This is a genomic window from Streptomyces sp. NEAU-174 (genome assembly GCF_052665095.1).
The window spans coordinates 114,882-132,267 of the sequence record NZ_JBQTCE010000005.1 but is presented as its reverse complement, the minus strand read 5'-3'; the positions used below and the strand labels follow the sequence as shown (position 1 = coordinate 132,267).

The 17,386-nt window shown below is 72.6% G+C and carries 20 protein-coding genes; 15 read left to right on the top strand and 5 right to left on the bottom strand.

What is annotated here, in order from left to right; all coding sequences use genetic code 11:
• Positions 1-20: 20 nt before the first annotated feature.
• Positions 21-1,616: an oxidoreductase gene (locus tag ACT2CW_RS16275; RefSeq protein ID WP_164428733.1), complete on the bottom strand. Its 1,596-nt coding sequence runs from the start codon at positions 1,614-1,616 to the stop codon at positions 21-23.
• A 156-nt stretch (positions 1,617-1,772) separates the two neighbouring features.
• Between ACT2CW_RS16275 and hisD the strand changes: the two genes are divergently transcribed.
• The 8 genes from hisD to hisF all read left to right on the top strand — a co-directional run bounded on the left by hisD (position 1,773) and on the right by hisF (position 7,655).
• Positions 1,773-3,098, top strand: coding sequence for a histidinol dehydrogenase (hisD, locus tag ACT2CW_RS16270; RefSeq protein WP_138911119.1), 1,326 nt, complete (start codon positions 1,773-1,775; stop codon positions 3,096-3,098).
• Entirely contained in the window at positions 3,095-4,213 is a 1,119-nt protein-coding gene (locus tag ACT2CW_RS16265; RefSeq protein ID WP_445517084.1) for a histidinol-phosphate transaminase, read from the top strand. The genes hisD and ACT2CW_RS16265 overlap by 4 nt, the downstream gene beginning before the upstream one ends.
• Entirely contained in the window at positions 4,210-4,803 is a 594-nt protein-coding gene (gene hisB / locus ACT2CW_RS16260; RefSeq protein ID WP_014059975.1) for an imidazoleglycerol-phosphate dehydratase HisB, read from the top strand. Before ACT2CW_RS16265 ends, hisB begins: the two co-directional genes overlap by 4 nt.
• 91 nt (positions 4,804-4,894) lie before the next feature.
• On the top strand, positions 4,895-5,059 hold the full coding sequence (locus ACT2CW_RS16255) for a hypothetical protein (RefSeq protein WP_166483476.1): 165 nt from the start codon (positions 4,895-4,897) through the stop codon (positions 5,057-5,059).
• Positions 5,056-5,694: an imidazole glycerol phosphate synthase subunit HisH gene (gene hisH / locus ACT2CW_RS16250; protein ID WP_372455876.1), complete on the top strand. Its 639-nt coding sequence runs from the start codon at positions 5,056-5,058 to the stop codon at positions 5,692-5,694. The genes ACT2CW_RS16255 and hisH overlap by 4 nt, the downstream gene beginning before the upstream one ends.
• A 55-nt stretch (positions 5,695-5,749) precedes the next feature.
• Complete coding sequence (priA, locus tag ACT2CW_RS16245; protein ID WP_445517083.1) at positions 5,750-6,481, top strand: bifunctional 1-(5-phosphoribosyl)-5-((5-phosphoribosylamino)methylideneamino)imidazole-4-carboxamide isomerase/phosphoribosylanthranilate isomerase PriA; 732 nt, start codon at positions 5,750-5,752, stop codon at positions 6,479-6,481.
• The gene (locus ACT2CW_RS16240; protein WP_137977536.1) at positions 6,478-6,888 is read left to right on the top strand and encodes a Rid family hydrolase; all 411 of its coding nucleotides are present in this window, start codon (positions 6,478-6,480) and stop codon (positions 6,886-6,888) included. The genes priA and ACT2CW_RS16240 overlap by 4 nt, the downstream gene beginning before the upstream one ends.
• Positions 6,885-7,655, top strand: a complete 771-nt coding sequence (hisF, locus tag ACT2CW_RS16235; RefSeq protein WP_164428724.1) for an imidazole glycerol phosphate synthase subunit HisF — start codon at positions 6,885-6,887, stop codon at positions 7,653-7,655. Before ACT2CW_RS16240 ends, hisF begins: the two co-directional genes overlap by 4 nt.
• A 59-nt stretch (positions 7,656-7,714) precedes the next feature.
• Here hisF and ACT2CW_RS16230 read toward each other — a convergent pair whose 3' ends face one another.
• A complete protein-coding gene (locus ACT2CW_RS16230; protein ID WP_445517082.1) occupies positions 7,715-8,080 on the bottom strand; it encodes a MerR family transcriptional regulator in 366 nt (121 codons plus the stop codon).
• A 69-nt stretch (positions 8,081-8,149) separates the two neighbouring features.
• On the opposite strand from ACT2CW_RS16230, the gene ACT2CW_RS16225 reads away from it, so the two are divergent.
• A complete protein-coding gene (locus ACT2CW_RS16225; protein WP_445517081.1) occupies positions 8,150-9,250 on the top strand; it encodes an alkene reductase in 1,101 nt (366 codons plus the stop codon).
• A 2-nt stretch (positions 9,251-9,252) separates the two neighbouring features.
• Here ACT2CW_RS16225 and ACT2CW_RS16220 read toward each other — a convergent pair whose 3' ends face one another.
• On the bottom strand, positions 9,253-9,723 hold the full coding sequence (locus ACT2CW_RS16220; RefSeq protein WP_164428718.1) for an OsmC family protein: 471 nt from the start codon (positions 9,721-9,723) through the stop codon (positions 9,253-9,255).
• A 184-nt stretch (positions 9,724-9,907) separates the two neighbouring features.
• Between ACT2CW_RS16220 and ACT2CW_RS16215 the strand changes: the two genes are divergently transcribed.
• The 3 genes from ACT2CW_RS16215 (at position 9,908) to ACT2CW_RS16205 (ending at position 11,968) form a co-directional block, all read left to right on the top strand.
• Positions 9,908-10,651 (top strand): SDR family oxidoreductase, encoded by a 744-nt coding sequence (locus ACT2CW_RS16215; protein ID WP_164428895.1) that lies wholly within the window; start codon positions 9,908-9,910, stop codon positions 10,649-10,651.
• An 88-nt stretch (positions 10,652-10,739) separates the two neighbouring features.
• Entirely contained in the window at positions 10,740-10,865 is a 126-nt protein-coding gene (locus tag ACT2CW_RS16210; protein WP_445517080.1) for a hypothetical protein, read from the top strand.
• A 272-nt stretch (positions 10,866-11,137) separates the two neighbouring features.
• The gene (locus ACT2CW_RS16205) at positions 11,138-11,968 is read left to right on the top strand and encodes an endo alpha-1,4 polygalactosaminidase (RefSeq protein ID WP_138911128.1); all 831 of its coding nucleotides are present in this window, start codon (positions 11,138-11,140) and stop codon (positions 11,966-11,968) included.
• A gap of 100 nt (positions 11,969-12,068) precedes the next feature.
• Here the strand turns inward: ACT2CW_RS16205 and ACT2CW_RS16200 are convergent, their stop codons facing one another.
• A complete protein-coding gene (locus tag ACT2CW_RS16200) occupies positions 12,069-12,701 on the bottom strand; it encodes a TIGR03085 family metal-binding protein (RefSeq protein WP_445517079.1) in 633 nt (210 codons plus the stop codon).
• 390 nt (positions 12,702-13,091) lie between these two features.
• Positions 13,092-14,144, bottom strand: coding sequence for a hypothetical protein (locus ACT2CW_RS16195; protein ID WP_445517078.1), 1,053 nt, complete (start codon positions 14,142-14,144; stop codon positions 13,092-13,094).
• 156 nt (positions 14,145-14,300) lie between these two features.
• Here ACT2CW_RS16195 and hisI point away from each other — a divergent pair, with 156 nt between their 5' ends.
• From hisI to ACT2CW_RS16180, 3 genes are all read left to right on the top strand, one after another.
• Positions 14,301-14,699 (top strand): phosphoribosyl-AMP cyclohydrolase, encoded by a 399-nt coding sequence (gene hisI / locus ACT2CW_RS16190; protein WP_445517077.1) that lies wholly within the window; start codon positions 14,301-14,303, stop codon positions 14,697-14,699.
• A gap of 102 nt (positions 14,700-14,801) precedes the next feature.
• Positions 14,802-16,337, top strand: a complete 1,536-nt coding sequence (locus ACT2CW_RS16185; protein WP_445517076.1) for an anthranilate synthase component I — start codon at positions 14,802-14,804, stop codon at positions 16,335-16,337.
• A gap of 217 nt (positions 16,338-16,554) precedes the next feature.
• Positions 16,555-17,244 (top strand): TIGR02234 family membrane protein, encoded by a 690-nt coding sequence (locus ACT2CW_RS16180; RefSeq protein ID WP_445517075.1) that lies wholly within the window; start codon positions 16,555-16,557, stop codon positions 17,242-17,244.
• Positions 17,245-17,386 lie beyond the last annotated feature (142 nt).

Sequence of the window (17,386 nt, the reverse complement as noted above, 5' to 3'; positions counted from 1 at the left end):
CAATGGTCCCGAAACACCGGTCACTGCCGCCGCAGCAGCCGGGACGCGCCGGCGGCGACCGCGGTGGCCAGCACCCAGCCCAGCAGGATCATGATGATGGACGCCCATTGGACGGCGCCCTGGGGTTTCCAGTAGCCGTCCATGCCCAGATCGATGACCGGGATCAGCAGGTCGAGGGTGTACAGCGAGGCGTTCCAGTTCGGCGCTTCATCGGGCTTCAGCGCCTCCGGCCGGTTGTGGGCGAAGAACACCGAGCCGACCGCCCACAGCACCGCCATCCACACCGCCGCCCGGCCCGGGCGGTAGCCGTAGGCCACCGTCCAGTCCTGGAGATAGCCCCACACCTTCCCGGCGAGCGGCAGCGTCTCCCGGCGCCGCCGCTGCTTGGCGAGCTGCACCTCGCGCGCGTCGGCGTCCTCGCCGCTGGCCCGCATCGTGTTGGCCAGCATCTCGTACGGCTCGGGCGCGTACTCGGGCGTGGCGGCGGCCACCCACTCCAGCCGCCGGGCCAGCGGGAAGTGGCCGCGCGGGATCAGGCACTCATAGCTGAACCCGGCCATGGTCAGCCCGCCGGGACCCGGCCAGCTCACCGACTTGTCGACGAGGTTGACCACCCGGGCGCCGGAGAGGATCACCCGTCCGCGCTGCGGCCGCTCCCCGAGGAAGCGCAGCTCGGGCGTCTGGACCCGGCGCAGCGACAGCTCCTGGTCGTTCTCCATGATGAAGCGGGCCTGGTCGAGGTCGATCGCGTCGCCGATCCGCCCGTCGTCCAGCCGGATCCCGCCCTCGCACTCGAAGCGCTGGATCCGGGTGCCGCGGGTGGGGGTGGAGGCGGTGCCGTACGGCGGGGTGGAGCCGCTGGAGTACGTGCTCACCCCGCCCGCCGTGAGGTACAGGCTGCGCTCCACGGTCAGCTGCGGCGCGTTCAGCGCGCGGCGGCCGTAAGGGTTGCGCAGCCGGCTGCCGCGCAGGCTGAGCGACACGCCGATCTGCGCCCCCCGCAGGCTCAGCTCGCCGTACGACTCGATCATGTCGGCCTGGAAGTCCTGGGCGACGGTCAGCCCGTCGGCGCTGATCGACATGCCCCGGCGGTCGCGGCGCACGATGAGCTGGTTGAGGAGTAAATCGGTGCCGATATGGGCGTCGGTGAGCCTGATGCCGTGTTCGACCACACAGCGCGGCAGATGCAGATCGCCCTCGGTGCGCAGCCGGGCCGCCTCCAGCCGGGGGAGGGAGCAGCCCACCAGGCGCAGGGTGGTGAACTGCGCCTCGGGGACCAGCACCTCCCGCTCGAAGCGGCAGTTCTTGAGCTCCACATAGGGCTCGATGTTCCCGCCGGCCAGATCGAGCGTGCCGGTGATGTGCACCCCGTTGAGCTTGAGCGCCGAGACCCGGCCCGGCTGCGCGGGCGGCCCGTCCAGCAGCAGGAGGGCCACGACACGCGCGCGGACACTGCGCTCCGGGCCCCAGGCGTACGGTCCTGAGGGGTCGTTCCGCTGGGGGTGGGAGGTGCGCAGATCATGGGTGCTGCCATTGCGGAACGCCTGCCACATGCCCCATTCGGCGGTGGTCAGATCGAGGCCCGGGGGTGGGTCGCCATCGTGCGGCTCGGTCACAGCCGTGTCCCCTCCTGATTCTCCGTGTCCCCGTACGGAGCACATTCCCGCTGAGTAACCGGTTGAACGCCAACGGTCAGGGTCAACTTAGGGGGTCCGTATCACTGGCTGATACGGGGGGAGGGGCCTCGTGGCGGGTCTGAGACAATTGATCGCGTGATCTCCCGTATCGATCTGCGCGGCGCCGCCTTCCCGGAGGGCGGGATCGACCGCGACCTGCTGCCCCGTGCCGAGCTCGACGTCGAGGCCGCCCTGGAGAAGGTGCGGCCCATCTGCGACGACGTGCGCCATCGCGGTACCGCTGCGCTGATCGACTACGCCCATCGGTTCGACGGCGTGACCATAGAGCGGGTGCGGGTCCCCGCGGCGGCGCTGGAGAGCGCCCTCGCCGAGCTGGACCCGGCCGTGCGGGCCGCCCTGGAGGAGTCCATCCGGCGGGCCCGGCTGGTCCACCGCGACCAGCGGCGCGCCGACCACACCACCCAGGTGGTGCCGGGCGGCACGGTCACCGAGCGCTGGGTGCCGGTCGAGCGCGTCGGTCTCTACGTACCGGGCGGGCGCTCGGTCTACCCCTCGTCCGTGGTGATGAACGTGGTGCCCGCGCAGGAGGCCGGGGTCGCCTCGATGGCCGTCGCCTCCCCGCCGCAGGCGGAGTTCGGCGGGCTGCCGCACCCCACGATCCTCGCGGCGTGCGCGCTGCTCGGCGTGGACGAGGTGTACGCGGCGGGCGGCGCCCAGGCCGTGGCGATGTTCGCCTACGGCACCGAGGACTGCCGTCCGGTCTCGATGGTGACCGGTCCCGGCAACATCTGGGTCGCGGCGGCCAAGCGGCTGCTCAAGGGCCGGATCGGCATCGACGCCGAGGCCGGGCCGACCGAGATCGCCGTCCTCGCCGACGCCACCGCCGACCCGGTGCATGTCGCCGCGGACCTGATCAGCCAGGCCGAGCACGACCCGCTGGCCGCGTCCGTGCTGGTCACCGACTCCGAGGAGCTGGCCGCGGCGGTCGAGAAGGAGCTCGAGGTCCAGGTCGGGGCCACCAAGCATGTCGCGGACCGGATCGGTCCGGCGCTGGCCGGGCGGCAGTCCGGCATCGTGCTGGTGGACGGCCTGGAGCAGGGCCTGGCCGTCGTGGACGCGTACGCGGCCGAGCACCTGGAGATCCAGACCGAGGACGCGGCGGCCGTCGCGGCCCGGGTGCGCAACGCCGGGGCGATCTTCGTCGGGGCCTACGCCCCCGTGTCGCTCGGCGACTACGCGGCGGGCTCCAACCATGTGCTGCCCACCGGCGGCTGCGCCTGCCACTCCTCCGGGCTGTCCGTGCAGTCCTTCCTGCGCGGCATCCATGTGGTGGACTACACCCGGGACGCGCTGGCCGAGATCGCCGGCCATGTGGTGACGCTGGCCGAGGCGGAGGATCTGCCCGCCCACGGCGCCGCGGTGAAGGCAAGGTTCGACTGGAAGGTGCCACCGAGCAAGTGACCGGCATTGACGATCTCCCGATCCGGGACGAGCTCCGTGGCAAATCCCCGTACGGCGCTCCGCAGCTGGACGTGCCCGTACGGCTGAACACCAACGAGAACCCCTATCCGCTGCCCGAGCCGCTGGTCGCCCGGATCGCCGAGCGGGTCGCCGAGGCGGCCCGGAACCTCAACCGCTACCCGGACCGGGACGCGGTCGAGCTCCGCACCGGGCTGGCCCGCTACCTCAGCCGTACGGCCGGTCTCGAGGTCGGCGTCGCCCAGGTGTGGGCGGCCAACGGGTCCAACGAGGTGCTCCAGCAGCTGCTCCAGACCTTCGGCGGCCCGGGGCGCACCGCGATGGGCTTCGAGCCCTCGTACTCGATGCACGCGCTGATCTCCCGTGGCACCGGCACCGGCTGGATTTCCGGCCCCCGGAACGCGGATTTCACCATCGATGTCGATGCCGCCCGTAAGGCCATCGCCGAGCACCGCCCCGATGTAGTCTTCATCACCTCGCCGAACAATCCGACGGGGACGGCGGTCGGCGCCGAGACGGTGCTGGCGCTGCACGACGCGGCGCAGGAGGCCAGGGCGGACACCGCCGGGGCGCTCGTCGTCGTGGACGAGGCGTACGGGGAGTTCAGCCACCGACCGTCGCTGCTGCCGCTGATCGAGGGGCGGCCGCGGCTGGTGCTCTCGCGGACCATGTCCAAGGCGTTCGGCGCGGCCGGGCTGCGGCTGGGCTACCTCGCCGCCGACCCGGCGGTCGTCGACGCCGTCCAGCTGGTCCGCCTGCCGTACCACCTGTCCGCCATCACCCAGGCCACCGCGCTGGCCGCCCTGGAGCACACCGATACGCTGCTGGGGTACGTCGAGGCGCTCAAGGCCGAGCGCGACCGGCTGGTCAGCGAGCTGCGCACCATCGGCTGCGAGGTGACCGACTCCGACGCCAACTTCGTCCAGTTCGGCCGCTTCGAGGACGCCCACGCGGCGTGGCGGGGCCTGCTGGACCGGGGCGTCCTGGTCCGGGACAACGGGGTACCGGGATGGCTGCGGGTCACCGCGGGGACCCCGGCCGAGAACGACGCGTTCCTCGACGCGGTACGCGAGCTGATGAAGGAGGCGAGCGCATGACCCGCGTGGGACGCGTGGAGCGCACCACCAAGGAGACCTCGGTCGTCGTCGAGATCGATCTCGACGGCACCGGCCAGGTCGATGTGTCGACAGGGGTCGGCTTCTACGACCACATGCTCGACCAGCTCGGCCGCCACGGCCTCTTCGACCTCACCGTCAAGACCGAGGGCGACCTGCACATCGACACCCACCACACCATCGAGGACACCGCCCTCGCGCTCGGCGCCGCCTTCAAGCAGGCGCTCGGCGACAAGGTGGGCATCTACCGCTTCGGCAACTGCACGGTGCCGCTGGACGAGTCGCTGGCCCAGGTGACGGTCGACCTCTCCGGCCGCCCGTACCTGGTGCACACCGAGCCGGAGAACATCGCGCCGATGATCGGCACCTACGACACCACGATGACCCGGCACATCCTGGAGTCCTTCGTGGCCCAGGCGCAGATCGCCCTGCATGTCCACGTGCCCTACGGGCGCAACGCCCACCACATCGTGGAGTGCCAGTTCAAGGCGCTGGCGCGGGCCCTGCGCTACGCCAGCGAGCGCGACCCCCGCGCCGCCGGGATCCTCCCCTCCACGAAGGGCGCGCTCTAACTGTGAGCGTCGCACGCGCGGCCGCCGGGCCGCAGACGACATTCGACCCGCGCTTTCGCCGCGCGGGCGGAGAAGCGAACGAGGTAGCTTCGTGAACGGCTTGTCGACCGTTTTCATCCTCCTGGGACTGTTTCTGCTCGGCGGGGTCATCTCCTTCGTCAAGCAGGGCATGTCCAAGAGCATCATCACGCTGCTCGGGATCGGCGCCACGATGGCGCTGCTCGCCGGCGTCCTGCGGCTTGAGGTATGGAATTGAGCAACAAGAGCGTCGTTGTCCTCGACTACGGATTCGGCAACGTCCGGTCCGCCGAGCGGGCCCTCGCCCACGTCGGCGCGCAGGTCGAGATCACCCGTGACTACGACAAGGCCATGGCCGCCGACGGCCTGCTCGTCCCCGGCGTCGGCGCCTTCGCCGCCTGCATGAAGGGGCTGCGCGCGGCGCGCGGCGACTGGATCGTGGGGCGCCGGCTGTCCGGTGGCCGCCCGGTCATGGGCATCTGCGTCGGCATGCAGATCCTCTTCGGGCGCGGCATCGAGCACGGAGTCGAGGCCGAGGGCCTGGACGAGTGGCCCGGCACGGTCGAGCCGCTGCGCGCCCCCGTCGTCCCCCACATGGGCTGGAACACGGTGAAGGCGCCCGGCGACTCCCAGCTCTTCGCGGGCCTCGACGAGGGCGAGCGGTACTACTTCGTCCACTCCTACGCGGTCCGCACCTGGGAGCTCGAGGTCACCAACCCGCATATCCCCGCCCCCAAGGTCACCTGGTCCACCCATGGCGAGCCGTTCGTCGCCGCCGTCGAGAACGGCCCGCTGTGGGCCACCCAGTTCCACCCCGAGAAGTCGGGCGACGCCGGGGCGCGGCTGCTCCGCAACTGGCTCGACACGCTCTGACCGGCGCCCCGCGTCAGCTCTCACCGCCCGCACGCTCTCACCGAAGGTTGTCCGCATGCGCACGAACCGCCTCGAACTCCTCCCCGCCGTCGATGTCCGCGACGGCCAGGCCGTCCGCCTCGTGCACGGCGAGTCCGGCTCCGAGACGTCGTACGGCGATCCGATGGAGGCCGCCCTGGCCTGGCAGCGGGCGGGCGCCGAGTGGCTGCATCTGGTGGACCTCGACGCCGCCTTCGGCACCGGGGACAATCGCGCGCAGATCGCCGAGGTGGCCCGCGCCATGGACCTCAAGGTCGAGCTGTCCGGCGGGATCCGCGACGACGCCTCGCTGGCCGCCGCCCTGGCCACCGGCTGCGCCCGGGTGAACCTCGGCACGGCCGCCCTGGAGACCCCCGAGTGGGTCGCCAAGGTCATCGCCGAGCACGGCGACCTCATCGCCGTGGGCCTCGATGTGCGGGGCACCACGCTGCGCGGCCGCGGCTGGACCCGGGACGGCGGCGATCTGTACGAGACGCTGGCCCGTCTCGACTCCGAGGGCTGCGCCCGCTACGTCGTCACCGACATCGCCAAGGACGGCACCCTCCAGGGCCCCAACCTGGAGCTGCTGCGCAATGTCTGCGCCGCGACCGACCGCCCCGTCGTCGCTTCCGGCGGCGTTTCCTCGCTTGACGACCTGCGTGCCCTTGCGACCCTGGTACCGGAAGGTGTCGAGGGCGCCATCGTGGGCAAGGCGCTCTACGCCAAGGCATTCACCTTGGAAGAGGCGTTGGAGGCGGTGGCCGTATGACCTCACCCGAGATCGGGCGACGGGTCCAGACCGAGAGTCCCTGGGAGCAGACCATCGGGTTCGCCCGGGCCGTCGAGGCCGGTGACCTGGTGCTCGTCGCCGGGACGATGCCGCTCGCCGAGCGCGGCGTCCTGGAGGGCGAGGGGGATCCGTACGAGCAGACGCTCGCGGCCTTCCGCCATGCGCTGGACGCGCTGAAGAGGTTCGACCTCGGCATCGAGTCGGTGGTCCGCACCCGTATGTACCTCACCCACGCCCGCGACGTGGACGAGGTGGGCCGCGCGCACAAGGAGCTCTTCGACGCCGTGCGCCCCGCCGCGACGCTGGTCGTGGTGTCCGGCTTCGTCGACTCGCGGGTCCTGGTGGAAGTCGAACTGGAAGCATTCCGAGGAGCACGACAGTCATGACCCTGGCGGTCCGAGTCATCCCCTGCCTGGACGTGGACAACGGCCGGGTCGTCAAGGGCGTCAACTTCCAGAATCTGCGCGACGCGGGCGACCCGGTCGAGATGGCCAAGATCTACGGCGAGGAGGGCGCGGACGAGCTCACCTTCCTCGACATCACCGCCTCCTCGGGCGACCGCGAGACCACCTACGACGTGGTCCGCCGCACCGCCGAGCAGGTCTTCATCCCGCTCACGGTCGGCGGCGGCGTCCGCACCCCGGAGGACGTCGACAAGCTGCTGCGCGCCGGGGCGGACAAGGTCGGCGTCAACACCGCCGCCATCGCCCGCCCCGAGCTGATCCGCGAGATCGCCGAGCGCTTCGGCAGCCAGGTGCTGGTCCTCTCGGTCGACGCCCGCCGCTGCCCCGAGGGGACGGTGACCCCGTCCGGCTACGAGGTCACCACCCACGGCGGCCGCCGTGGCACCGGTATCGACGCCGTCGAGTGGGCCCACCGCGCGGCGGAGCTGGGCGCGGGGGAGATCCTGCTGAACTCCATGGACGCGGACGGCACCAAGGACGGCTACGACACGGCCATGATCGAGGCCGTCCGCAAGCATGTGACCGTCCCGGTGATCGCCAGCGGCGGCGCCGGCAAGGCGGCCGACTTCGCGCCGGCGATCGACGCGGGGGCCGACGCGGTGCTCGCGGCCTCCGTCTTCCACTTCGGCGATCTGCGGATCGGCCAGGTGAAGGACGCGCTGCGGGACGCGGGGCACCCGGTCCGCTGAGGCGTCGGCGCGCCGTGTAGGCGGCGCGCCGTTGGGGGGGCGCGGGGTGGGGCGTCCGGCTACTCGGCCGGGACCGACGCCGCCTCGATCACCTCGTCCAGGACCTCACGGGAGCGGAGCAGGTCCGCGATCATGCGGTCGATGCGCTCCCGCTCCACCGTCAGATCGGAGACCAGCTGCCCGTTGGCCCTCCGCGACGGGCCGCCGTCCGAGTCCCGCATGCAGGGGAGCAGTTGGGCGATCTTCTCGCTGCACAGCCCCGCGGCGTACAGCTCCTGGATGCGGATGACGCGGTCCACCGCGCCCGCCCCGTACTCGCGATGGCCGCCTGGGGTGCGCTCGGCCGTCATCAGGCCCTGCTGCTCGTAGTAGCGCAGCGAGCGCTCGCTGACGCCGGTGCGCCGGGCCAGTTCGCCGATCCGCATTCCTCGCCTCACCTCGTCTGCCGGTCCGGGCTTGAATCTGACATCAATGGCAAGTTCTACCGTACCCGCATGACGCACACACCCGAGATACCCAGCCTCTTCGAACCCGCCCGGCTCGGCCCCCTCGACCTCCCCAACCGCCTGGTCATGGCGCCGATGACGCGTAACCGTGCCGCCGCCGACGGCGTGCCCCTGCCGATCATGGCCACCTACTACGCCCAGCGCGCCACGGCCGGGCTGATCGTCGCCGAGGCCGCCACGCCCAACGCGGTGGGGCAGACCTACCCCGACATCGCCGCGATCCACAACGCGGCGCAGGTGGCCGGGTGGCGGCGGGTGACCGACGCGGTGCACGCGGCGGGCGGCCGGATGTTCCTCCAGCTCCAGCACGGCGGCCGGGTCGGCCACCCGGAGACCAGCGGGCTGCTCCCGGTGGCGCCCTCGCCGGTGCCGCTCCCGGAGACGATCTTCACTCCGAACGGCCATCAGGAGGCCGTCGTACCGCGCGAAATGACGCTTGACGAGATCCGTTCCACGATTGCCGACTTCGCCGCCGCCGCGCGCAACGCCCGGAGCGCGGGCTTCGCCGGAGTGGAGGTGCACGCCGCCAACGGCTACCTCCTCCACCAGTTCCTGGCCCAGGGCACCAACCGCCGCACGGACGCCTACGGCGGCTCGGTGGCCGGGCGCGTCCGGTTCGTGGCCGAGGTGGTCCACGCCGTCGCCGACGCGATCGGCCCCGAGCGGGTGGGGCTGCGCGTCTCGCCCGGATCGACCGTCAACGGCATCGAGGAGGGCGACACCGAGGCCCTCTACCCCGCGCTCATCAAGGAGCTCGCGGACACCGGTCTCGCCTATCTGCACATCGTCCGCGCCCGGCCGGACCAGCCCCTCTTCCGGGAGCTCCGCGCCTCCTGGCCGGCCACGCTGATCGCCAACCCGTCACTGCCCGGCGACGGCGTACCCGCCGACGGCGGTATGCGCCAGGCCCGGGCGCTGCTGGCCGAAGGCGCCGACCTGATCGCCCTCGGCCGCACCTTCCTCGCCAACCCCGACCTGGTGACCCGCCTGCGCACCGGCGCCCCGCTCAACCCCATCCGGGACGCCTACCTGATGTACGTGGGCGGCGAGACCGGCTACACGGACTACCCCACCTTGGGGGCGGCCTGAGCTCAGCCGACCCGGACGGCCGGCTGGTGGCGAACGGGGAAGTTGACCGAGTTGGCGATGAAGCACGCCCGATGGGCGTCCTCGTGCGCCGAACGCGCCCGCTCCAGCATCGCCTCGTCCGCGACGGTGACCACCGGATTGAGCACCACCTCGGTGAAGCGCCCGCTGTGCCCGGCCGTCTCCTCCATGACCCCGGCGGCGACGTCCTCGTACGCCGTGACCGTCACCCCGTCCCGGGCGCATACGGAGAGGTAGGTCAGCATGTGGCACTGCGAGAGCGAGGCCAGCAGGAACTCCTCCGGATTCCAGCACTCCGGATCCCCCAGGAACGCCGGATCGGCACTGCCCCGCAGGGTCGGCTTCCCCTCGCCGAAGATGTCGTGCGACCGCCCGTAGTCCCGGTAACCACTCGTCCCCGAACCGGTGTTACCGGTCCACCGGACGGTGGCGCGGTAGGTGTGCTGTCGGCCCATTGTCGGTGCGCTCCCCTTCGTGTCCCAGCGGTGGCGGAACTGGCCTCCGCCCCTCGTGCCGTGCTGACTGGGAGTGTCGCACCCAGGAGGAGCGCGTCCTGGTACGGGGGTCCTGACCTGCGCAGACTCGGTGGGGTCGGAACAGAGCGGCACCAGGACGGAAAGGGACACCGCCATGAACGCCATGAACGCCATGACCGGGACCGGCAAGGTCGTGCTCATCACCGGGGCCAGCAGCGGAATCGGGGCGGCGACCGCGCGCCGGCTCGCCGCCGACGGGCACCGGGTCTATCTGGGGGCGCGGCGGACCGAGCGGCTGGGGGAGCTGGCCGGGGAGATCACCGCCGAGGGCGGCAGCGCGGCGTACCAGCGGCTTGACGTCACCGCGGCCGACGACATGCGGGCCTTCGTGGCGGCTGCCCGGGAGCGGTTCGGGCGGGTGGATGTGATGGTCAACAACGCCGGGGTGATGCCCCTGTCGCCGCTCGAGGCGCTGAAGGTCGACGAGTGGGACCGGATGCTCGATGTGAATGTGCGCGGTGTGCTGTACGGCATCGCCGCGGCGCTGCCGGTGATGCGGGAGCAGGGCGGCGGGCATGTCGTGAACGTCGCCTCGGTCGGGGCGTACGAGGTGTCGCCCACCGCCGCGGTGTACTGCGCCACCAAGTTCGCCGTACGGGCCATCTCGGAGGGGCTACGCCAGGAGTCGGCCGGTGACATCCGGGTCAGCCTGGTCTCCCCGGGTGTGACCGAGTCCGAACTCGCCGAGTCCATCTCCGATGCGAGCGCCCGCGAGGCCATGAAGACCTACCGCTCGGTGGCCATCCCCGCCTCCGCGATCGCCGACGCCATCGCGTACGCCGTCGGGCAGCCGCCCGAGGTGGACGTCAACGAGATCGTGGTGCGCCCGGCCGCGAGCGCCCAGTAGGGGCGGGCGGTCAGGGAGGGGCGGCCCGTACGGGAGGGGCGGGCGGAAAACCGGTGGGGCGATCGGTGGCGGCGGCTGACACTGGCGGGTGCGCCATGGCGACCACGCGTTCCTGACGTCGGCGCGGGCCCGCGAACTGCTGGCGGAGGAGGGCATCGTGGTGATCGACTACCGGCCGCTCCAGCGGATCTGGTCCGGCGGGCGGGCGATGTGACGCCGTCCGGTCCAGGGGAACAGCCGACTTGACGCCGTCCGGTCCGGGGGACGGCCGATGTGACGCCATCCGATCCAGCGGGACGGCCGACTTGACGCCGTTGCCGGGGCCCGCTTTGATCGCAGCAGCCGCACGGTGTATCTGCCCCGTGCCGCGCAAGAGGTGCGCCCAGCCGGTAGGGGACCCGGTGCCGGTCCCGAGCCCGGACACAGTCGCCAGGACGGCGGATGCCATCCGAGGCGGGGACGCTACCCGCGAGTGTTGGAGCTTTCATGCCAGCCAGCCATGCCGCACGCCTTCGTCGCCGCTGGGCCCTCGCGTCGGTCGTGACGGCCGCCGCCGCCGCGGCCGCCGTCGTGACCGTGTCCATGTCCTCGGGAGCCAGCGCGTCCGAAGTGGCGCTGCCGCCCGTCCACGGTGGCTTCGACTACCAGATCGGCGGGGCGTACACCCCGCCTAAGGGTGTCGACATCGTCAGCCGCGACCGCGGGGACTCCCCGGCGAAGGGGCTGTACAACATCTGCTACGTCAACGCCTTCCAGGTCCAGCCGGGCGAGCGCGACCAGTGGCCGGACGACCTGCTGCTGCGCGACCGCAACGGCGATCTCGTCATCGACACCAAGTGGAAGGAACCGCTGCTCGACCTCCGTACCGCCGAGAAGCGCGAGCGGGTGGCGGACAAGGTCGACGGCTGGATCGACGGCTGCGCCGACAAGGGCTTCGACGCCGTCGAGCCCGACAACTACGACAGCTACGAACGCTCCAAGAAGCTGCTGACCACCGCTCACGCCAAGGCGTTCATGGCCCTGCTGTCGGAGCACGCGCACGCCCAGGGGCTGGCCATCGCGCAGAAGAACACCGCGGAGCTGCTGCCCGACCGGAAGGCGGCCGGGCTGGACTTCGCGGTGGTCGAGGAGTGCGGCGAGTACGACGAGTGCGGTGAGTTCGCGAAGGCGTACGACGACCACGTGGTGGTGGTCGAGTACGGCGACGAGGGCTTCGCCAAGGCGTGCGACGGCTGGGGCGACCGGCTCAGCGTCGTCCGGCGGGACGAGGGCGTCTCTCCGGCGGGCGAGGACGGCTACGTTCGCGAGACCTGTTAGGGGATCCCCCCGGTGTCGTCCCCGTCCGCGGCGCGCGGACGGGGACGCTTCGCGTTCGACTTCGCGTCCGGCGGGCGGCTCAGATGCCCAGCTTGGCCTCTCAGATGCCCAGCTTGGCCTTGTGCGCCTTGGCCACGGCGTCCTTGTCGCCCTCCAGCTCGACCCGGGCGGAATCCTGGCGGCCGGTGAGGAAGAGCGCCAGCTCGCCCGGTTCACCGGTGACCGTGACGACCGGGGTGCCGCGGTGGGCCACCGCCGTACGGCCGTCCGGGCGCCGCAGCACCAGGCCGACGGGGGAGCGGCGGCCGAAGATCCGGGCGCCGCGCTCGATGCGGGACCACAGCGTGTCGGCGAAGACCGGGTCCAGCTCGCGCGGCGTCCAGTCCGGCTGGGCGCGGCGGACATCCTCGGCGTGGACGTAGAACTCGAAGCTGTTGGCCGCCTCGTCCACCTGCTTCAGCGCGAACGGCGACATACGTGGCGGGCCGGTGCGGAACAGCTGGAGCAGCTCCTCGTACGGCCGCGCCGCGAACTCCTCCTGCACTCGGGCCAGCCGCCCGGCCAGCGGCTTGACCAGCACCCCGGCGGCCGCGTCGGGGCGGCGCTCGCGGACCACCAGATGGGCCGCCAGATCGCGGGTACTCCAGCCCTCGCACAGCGTCGGGGCCGCAGGGCCCGCACCGTCCAAGAGGTCGGCGAGGAGCAGGCGTTCGCGCTTAGCGTGAGTGGACATGCGCCCACCCTACGACCGCGGCCCGCCCCCTGCCACGAGGAGCGCCCCCGCGCGCCCCGCCGGGGCGGCTGCGTCAGGGCCTACGGGGTGTGCGACTCCGCCGGGTGGCAGAGGCTTCGCCCCTGGATTCCAGGATCCGGGGCGCGACCCAGGCGCGGGCTCCGGGCCGGCGCCCCGGTCCGGGGTCTGGGGCCCCCGTCCGGGGTCTGCGGCGGAGCCCCGCCTTCCAGCCTCTCCAGGGGGCACCTCCCAGCGGTAGCTGGGGGAGTTTGAGGAGCGGGGTCTGGGGCGGAGCCCCAGTTGTGGGAAGGGGCGGGGAGGGGAGCAGTCCGCCGCAGGCGACACGGTCCGCCGGGCGACACGCCCCGCCTAACCGGCGACACGCGCCGACTAACCCGGCAGGGGCTTGCTCAGCTTCTTGCCGTCGCGCCCGGCGCTCAGCGTGAGCGCGCAGGAGACCTGGTCCTCCCCCTGGATGGAGTACGTGCCCAACGCGGGGTACAGCGCGTAGTAGTAGTACATCCGCCCGTCGTTGGGGACGCTCTTGAGCCGCTTCTTGGCATCCGTCGCGCACAGCGCCAGCGCCTTGGTCTGAATCGACTTCTCGGTGGAGAAGTCGCCGCTCAACGTCTCGTTGGCGATCACCTCACCGTCGTGCGGGCCATGGCAGGACCGCTTCTCGACCTTGGTGACGCTGCTGTCCATCGCCGGGTGGTCGAAACACTGGCCGGGGTCGAGCACCACATACGGCACCTTGTCACCGGGCGCGCCGGACTCCGACGCGTCCGGGGCCGCCGACTCCGAGGCGGCCGGATCCCGGTCGGGGGCCTCGCTTCCACCGCCCAGTGGCGCGCCCTCGCCGGGGTCCTCCGAGCCCGCCGGGGCGGCGGACGACTCGGCGTCCGAGGGCGAGGAGAGCGGGCGGTCCGAGGCCGAGGCCGAGGTGGACGGGCCGGTGTCGGCCGCCGTCTTCTTGCCGCCGTCGTCCTTGGTCCCGATGACGATCGCGCCGACGACCACCGCCACGGCCACCACCGCCGCGATGACGATCGCCGTGGTCCTGGACCCGCCGGTGCCGGGCGGCGGGGGAGGGGGCGGCAGCGCCCCCGGGGGTATGGGCCCCGGCGGCAGCGCACCCGGCGGCGGGCCGCCGGGCAGCAGGGCCGGCGGGGTGGGCGGACCGAAACCGCCGCTCGGCTGCGCGGGCGGACCCGGCTGGGGCTGCGGCCCCGTCCCACCCGGCTGCGCGGGCTGGTCCGCCGGCGGCGGCGGCCCGAAGCCTTGCTGCGGTTGCTGGGCCTGCGGGACCTGCGGGGCCTGCGCGGGCTGCTGCGGGTGCGCGGACGGCGGCTGCGTTGGTTGCTGCTGCGGCTGCGGCGGTGGACCGAACCCCCCGCCGTTTCCAGGCCGGTTGGGGTCGTTCGACGGCGGCGGATACGTCATGCCCGAAGCATGCCCCATTCCACTGACAATCCGTCCATCGGGCCCGGCCTACCGGCCGGTTTCCCAGCCCGGTTTCGCGGCCCTGTCTCCGCCCCGGCGCCCGGTCCGGCGGAGATCATTCGCGGGGACCCCCCTCCGGCCGTGCAGAATGGTCGCATGACCGGCTCCGACCGCCCCTCCGCCCTCGACCCGGCCCTCGCCGCCCGCCTCAAGCGCGGCGTCGACGGCCTACTGCCCGCCATCGCCCAGCAGTACGACACCGGTGAGGTGCTGATGCTCGGCTGGATGGACGACGAGGCGCTGCACCGCACCCTCACCACCGGCCGCTGCACCTACTGGAGCCGCAGCCGCCAGGAGTACTGGGTCAAGGGCGACACCTCCGGCCATGTCCAGCTGGTCAAGTCCGTCGCGCTGGACTGCGACGCCGACACCGTCCTCGTCAAGGTCGACCAGGTCGGCGCCGCCTGCCACACCGGCGACCGCACCTGCTTCGACGCGGACGAGCTCCCGCTCGGCCCGGAGAGCGGCCAGACCGGCCCGCAGCCCGCCCAGTAGATCGCCCGATAGGCCCAGTGGACGGGTCCGCGCACCGTCCACTAAACCGGTCCGCGTACCGGCCACCGCCCCGACCAAGCTCCCAGCGAGCCCTCAGCCCCCGTGCCCCGCCGGGCTCCCCAGCCCCAGACCCAGGACGCTGTCACGATGGATCTCGAGACCTTCCGCAAGCTGGCGGCCGACCGCCGCGTCATCCCCGTGAGCCGCAAGCTGCTCGCGGACGGCGACACCCCCGTGGGCCTCTACCGCAAGCTGGCCGCCGAGCGCCCCGGCACCTTCCTCCTCGAATCCGCCGAGAACGGCCGCTCCTGGTCCCGCTACTCCTTCATCGGCGTCCGCAGCGCCGCCACCCTCACCGAACGCGACGGCCGCACCCACTGGCTGGGCACCCCGCCGGTCGGTGTCCCCACCGACGGCGACCCCCTCCAGGCGCTGCGCGCCACCGTCGAGGCCCTGCACACCCCGCGTGACCTCGGCGGGCTGGCCCAGCTGCCGCCGTTCACCGGCGGCATGGTCGGCTACCTCGGCTACGACATCGTCCGCCGCCTGGAGAAGGTCGGCGAGCATGGCCGGGACGATCTGGGCCTGCCCGAGCTGACCATGCTGCTCACCTCGGACCTCGCGGTGCTGGACCACTGGGACGGCACCGTGCTGCTGATCGCCAACGCGATCAACCACAACGACCTCGACACGGGCGTGGACGAGGCGTACGCGGACGCCGTGGCCCGGCTCGACGCGATGGCCGCCGACCTGGTCCGCCCCGTCGCGACCGACCCCGCCGCGCTGCCCGAGTCCGAGCTGCCCGAGTACACCGCGCTGTGGGGCGGCGAGGACTTCATGGCAGCGGTGGACGACATCAAGGAGCGCATCCGCGCGGGCGAGGCGTTCCAGGTCGTCCCCTCACAGCGGTTCGAGACGCCGTGCTCGGCCAGCGCCCTCGATGTCTACCGGGTGCTGCGGGCCACCAACCCGAGCCCCTATATGTACCTCTTCCGGTTCGAGGGCTTCGACGTGGTGGGCTCCAGCCCCGAGGCCCTGGTCAAGGTCGAGGACGGCCGGGCCATGCTGCACCCCATCGCCGGCACCCGCCACCGGGGGGCCACCCCGCAGGAGGACGCCGCGCTCGCCGAGGAGCTGCTCGCCGACCCCAAGGAGCGGGCCGAGCACCTGATGCTCGTCGACCTCGGGCGCAATGACCTCGGGCGGGTCTGCGAGCCGGGCAGCGTGGAGGTCGTCGACTTCATGTCGATCGAGCGCTACAGCCATGTCATGCACATCGTCTCGACCGTCACCGGCAGCCTTGCCGAAGGCCGTACGGCCTTCGACGTGCTCACCGCCTGCTTCCCCGCGGGCACCCTCTCCGGCGCCCCCAAGCCGCGGGCGCTCCAAATCATCGAGGAACTGGAGCCGAGCCGCCGCGGGCTGTACGGCGGCTGTGTCGGCTATCTCGACTTCGCGGGCGACTCCGACACCGCGATCGCCATCCGCACCGCGCTGCTGCGCGGGGGCACCGCGTATGTCCAGGCGGGCGCCGGGATCGTCGCCGACTCCGATCCGGTGGCCGAGGACGCGGAGTGCCGTAACAAGGCGGCGGCGGTGCTGCGGGCGGTGCATGCGGCGGGCTGTCTGGGTCGGTAGTTCATCGGCGGCGGGTGGCTCCCGAGGCGGTGGTTCGTCGGGGGCGGGTGGCTCCTGAGGGCGGTCGTTCCCGGTGGCCGGTGGCTCCCGAGGCGGTGATTCATCGGCGGCCGGTGGCTCCCCAGGGCGGTGGCTCCCGACGGCCAGTGGCTCCCGGTAGGTCCCATATCCCCCACCCGGGAACGATCCCGTACCCGGGTGGGGGATAGTGGTAGGCGTGACTTCAGCAGCCGTACCCCAGCCCAGGGCCGAGCACGAGCCCTCCGCCTCCGCCGCCCGCGGCCGCCGAAGCAGCCTTGCCATCGCCCTGCTCGCCGGTGCGCTCGGCGCCGCCATGGTCCTGCTGGCCACCAGCCGCAAATGGGCCGAGGGCACCGCTTCCGTCGCCCAGGGATCCCTCTCGCAGAGCGCCAACGGCGATGACATCACCGGGCTCCCCGGCGCCCTCGCGGTCGTCGGCCTCGCCGCGCTGGTCGCAGTCTTCGCCGTGCGCCGCCTCGGCCGCGTCGTCGTCGCGGCGCTGCTGGCCCTCAGCGGTGCGGGCATCGTGGTCAGCTCGGCGCTCGGCGCGTCCGACAAGGCGGCGCTGGAGGAGAAGGCGTCCAAGGTGAGCGGGCTGACCCACAGCCCGATCCACGACGTGGCGTACACCCCCTGGCCGTGGGTCGCCGCGGCGGGCGGGGTGCTGCTGCTGCTCGCGGGCGTGCTCGCCCTGGGCTACGGCCGCCACTGGCCCGCCATGTCCGGCCGGTACGAGCGCGCGGGCACCCCGGCCCGGAGCCGTGCCCGGCGCGGCGCCGCCACCACGCCCGACCCGGACCGCCCCGAGGAGCTGTGGAAGGCCCTGGACCGCGGCGAGGACCCGACGGAGGCTCCGGCCCGGCGGGAGGCCGAGCGCGGCGCCTAGGGATGTCGGGCGGATCTTGCCGCCTGCGGCGGGCTGTTCCCCTCCCCGCCCCTTCCCGAAACTGGGGCTCCGCCCCAGACCCCGGACCTGGGCTGCGCCCAGGCCCCGAAACCGGGGCTGCGCTCCAGACCGCGGACCGGGG

Coding starts and splice junctions, on each gene's coding strand:
- hisI (WP_445517077.1), top strand. CDS start 14,301: ATGACCGGCTCCGACCGCCCCTCCGCCCTCGACCCGGCCCTCGCCGCC.
- priA (WP_445517083.1), top strand. CDS start 5,750: ATGCGCACGAACCGCCTCGAACTCCTCCCCGCCGTCGATGTCCGCGAC.
- hisF (WP_164428724.1), top strand. CDS start 6,885: ATGACCCTGGCGGTCCGAGTCATCCCCTGCCTGGACGTGGACAACGGC.
- ACT2CW_RS16220 (WP_164428718.1), bottom strand. CDS start 9,723: ATGGGCCGACAGCACACCTACCGCGCCACCGTCCGGTGGACCGGTAAC.
- ACT2CW_RS16195 (WP_445517078.1), bottom strand. CDS start 14,144: ATGACGTATCCGCCGCCGTCGAACGACCCCAACCGGCCTGGAAACGGC.
- hisB (WP_014059975.1), top strand. CDS start 4,210: ATGACCCGCGTGGGACGCGTGGAGCGCACCACCAAGGAGACCTCGGTC.
- ACT2CW_RS16240 (WP_137977536.1), top strand. CDS start 6,478: ATGACCTCACCCGAGATCGGGCGACGGGTCCAGACCGAGAGTCCCTGG.
- ACT2CW_RS16205 (WP_138911128.1), top strand. CDS start 11,138: ATGCCAGCCAGCCATGCCGCACGCCTTCGTCGCCGCTGGGCCCTCGCG.
- ACT2CW_RS16225 (WP_445517081.1), top strand. CDS start 8,150: ATGACGCACACACCCGAGATACCCAGCCTCTTCGAACCCGCCCGGCTC.
- ACT2CW_RS16200 (WP_445517079.1), bottom strand. CDS start 12,701: ATGTCCACTCACGCTAAGCGCGAACGCCTGCTCCTCGCCGACCTCTTG.
- ACT2CW_RS16230 (WP_445517082.1), bottom strand. CDS start 8,080: ATGCGGATCGGCGAACTGGCCCGGCGCACCGGCGTCAGCGAGCGCTCG.
- ACT2CW_RS16215 (WP_164428895.1), top strand. CDS start 9,908: ATGAACGCCATGACCGGGACCGGCAAGGTCGTGCTCATCACCGGGGCC.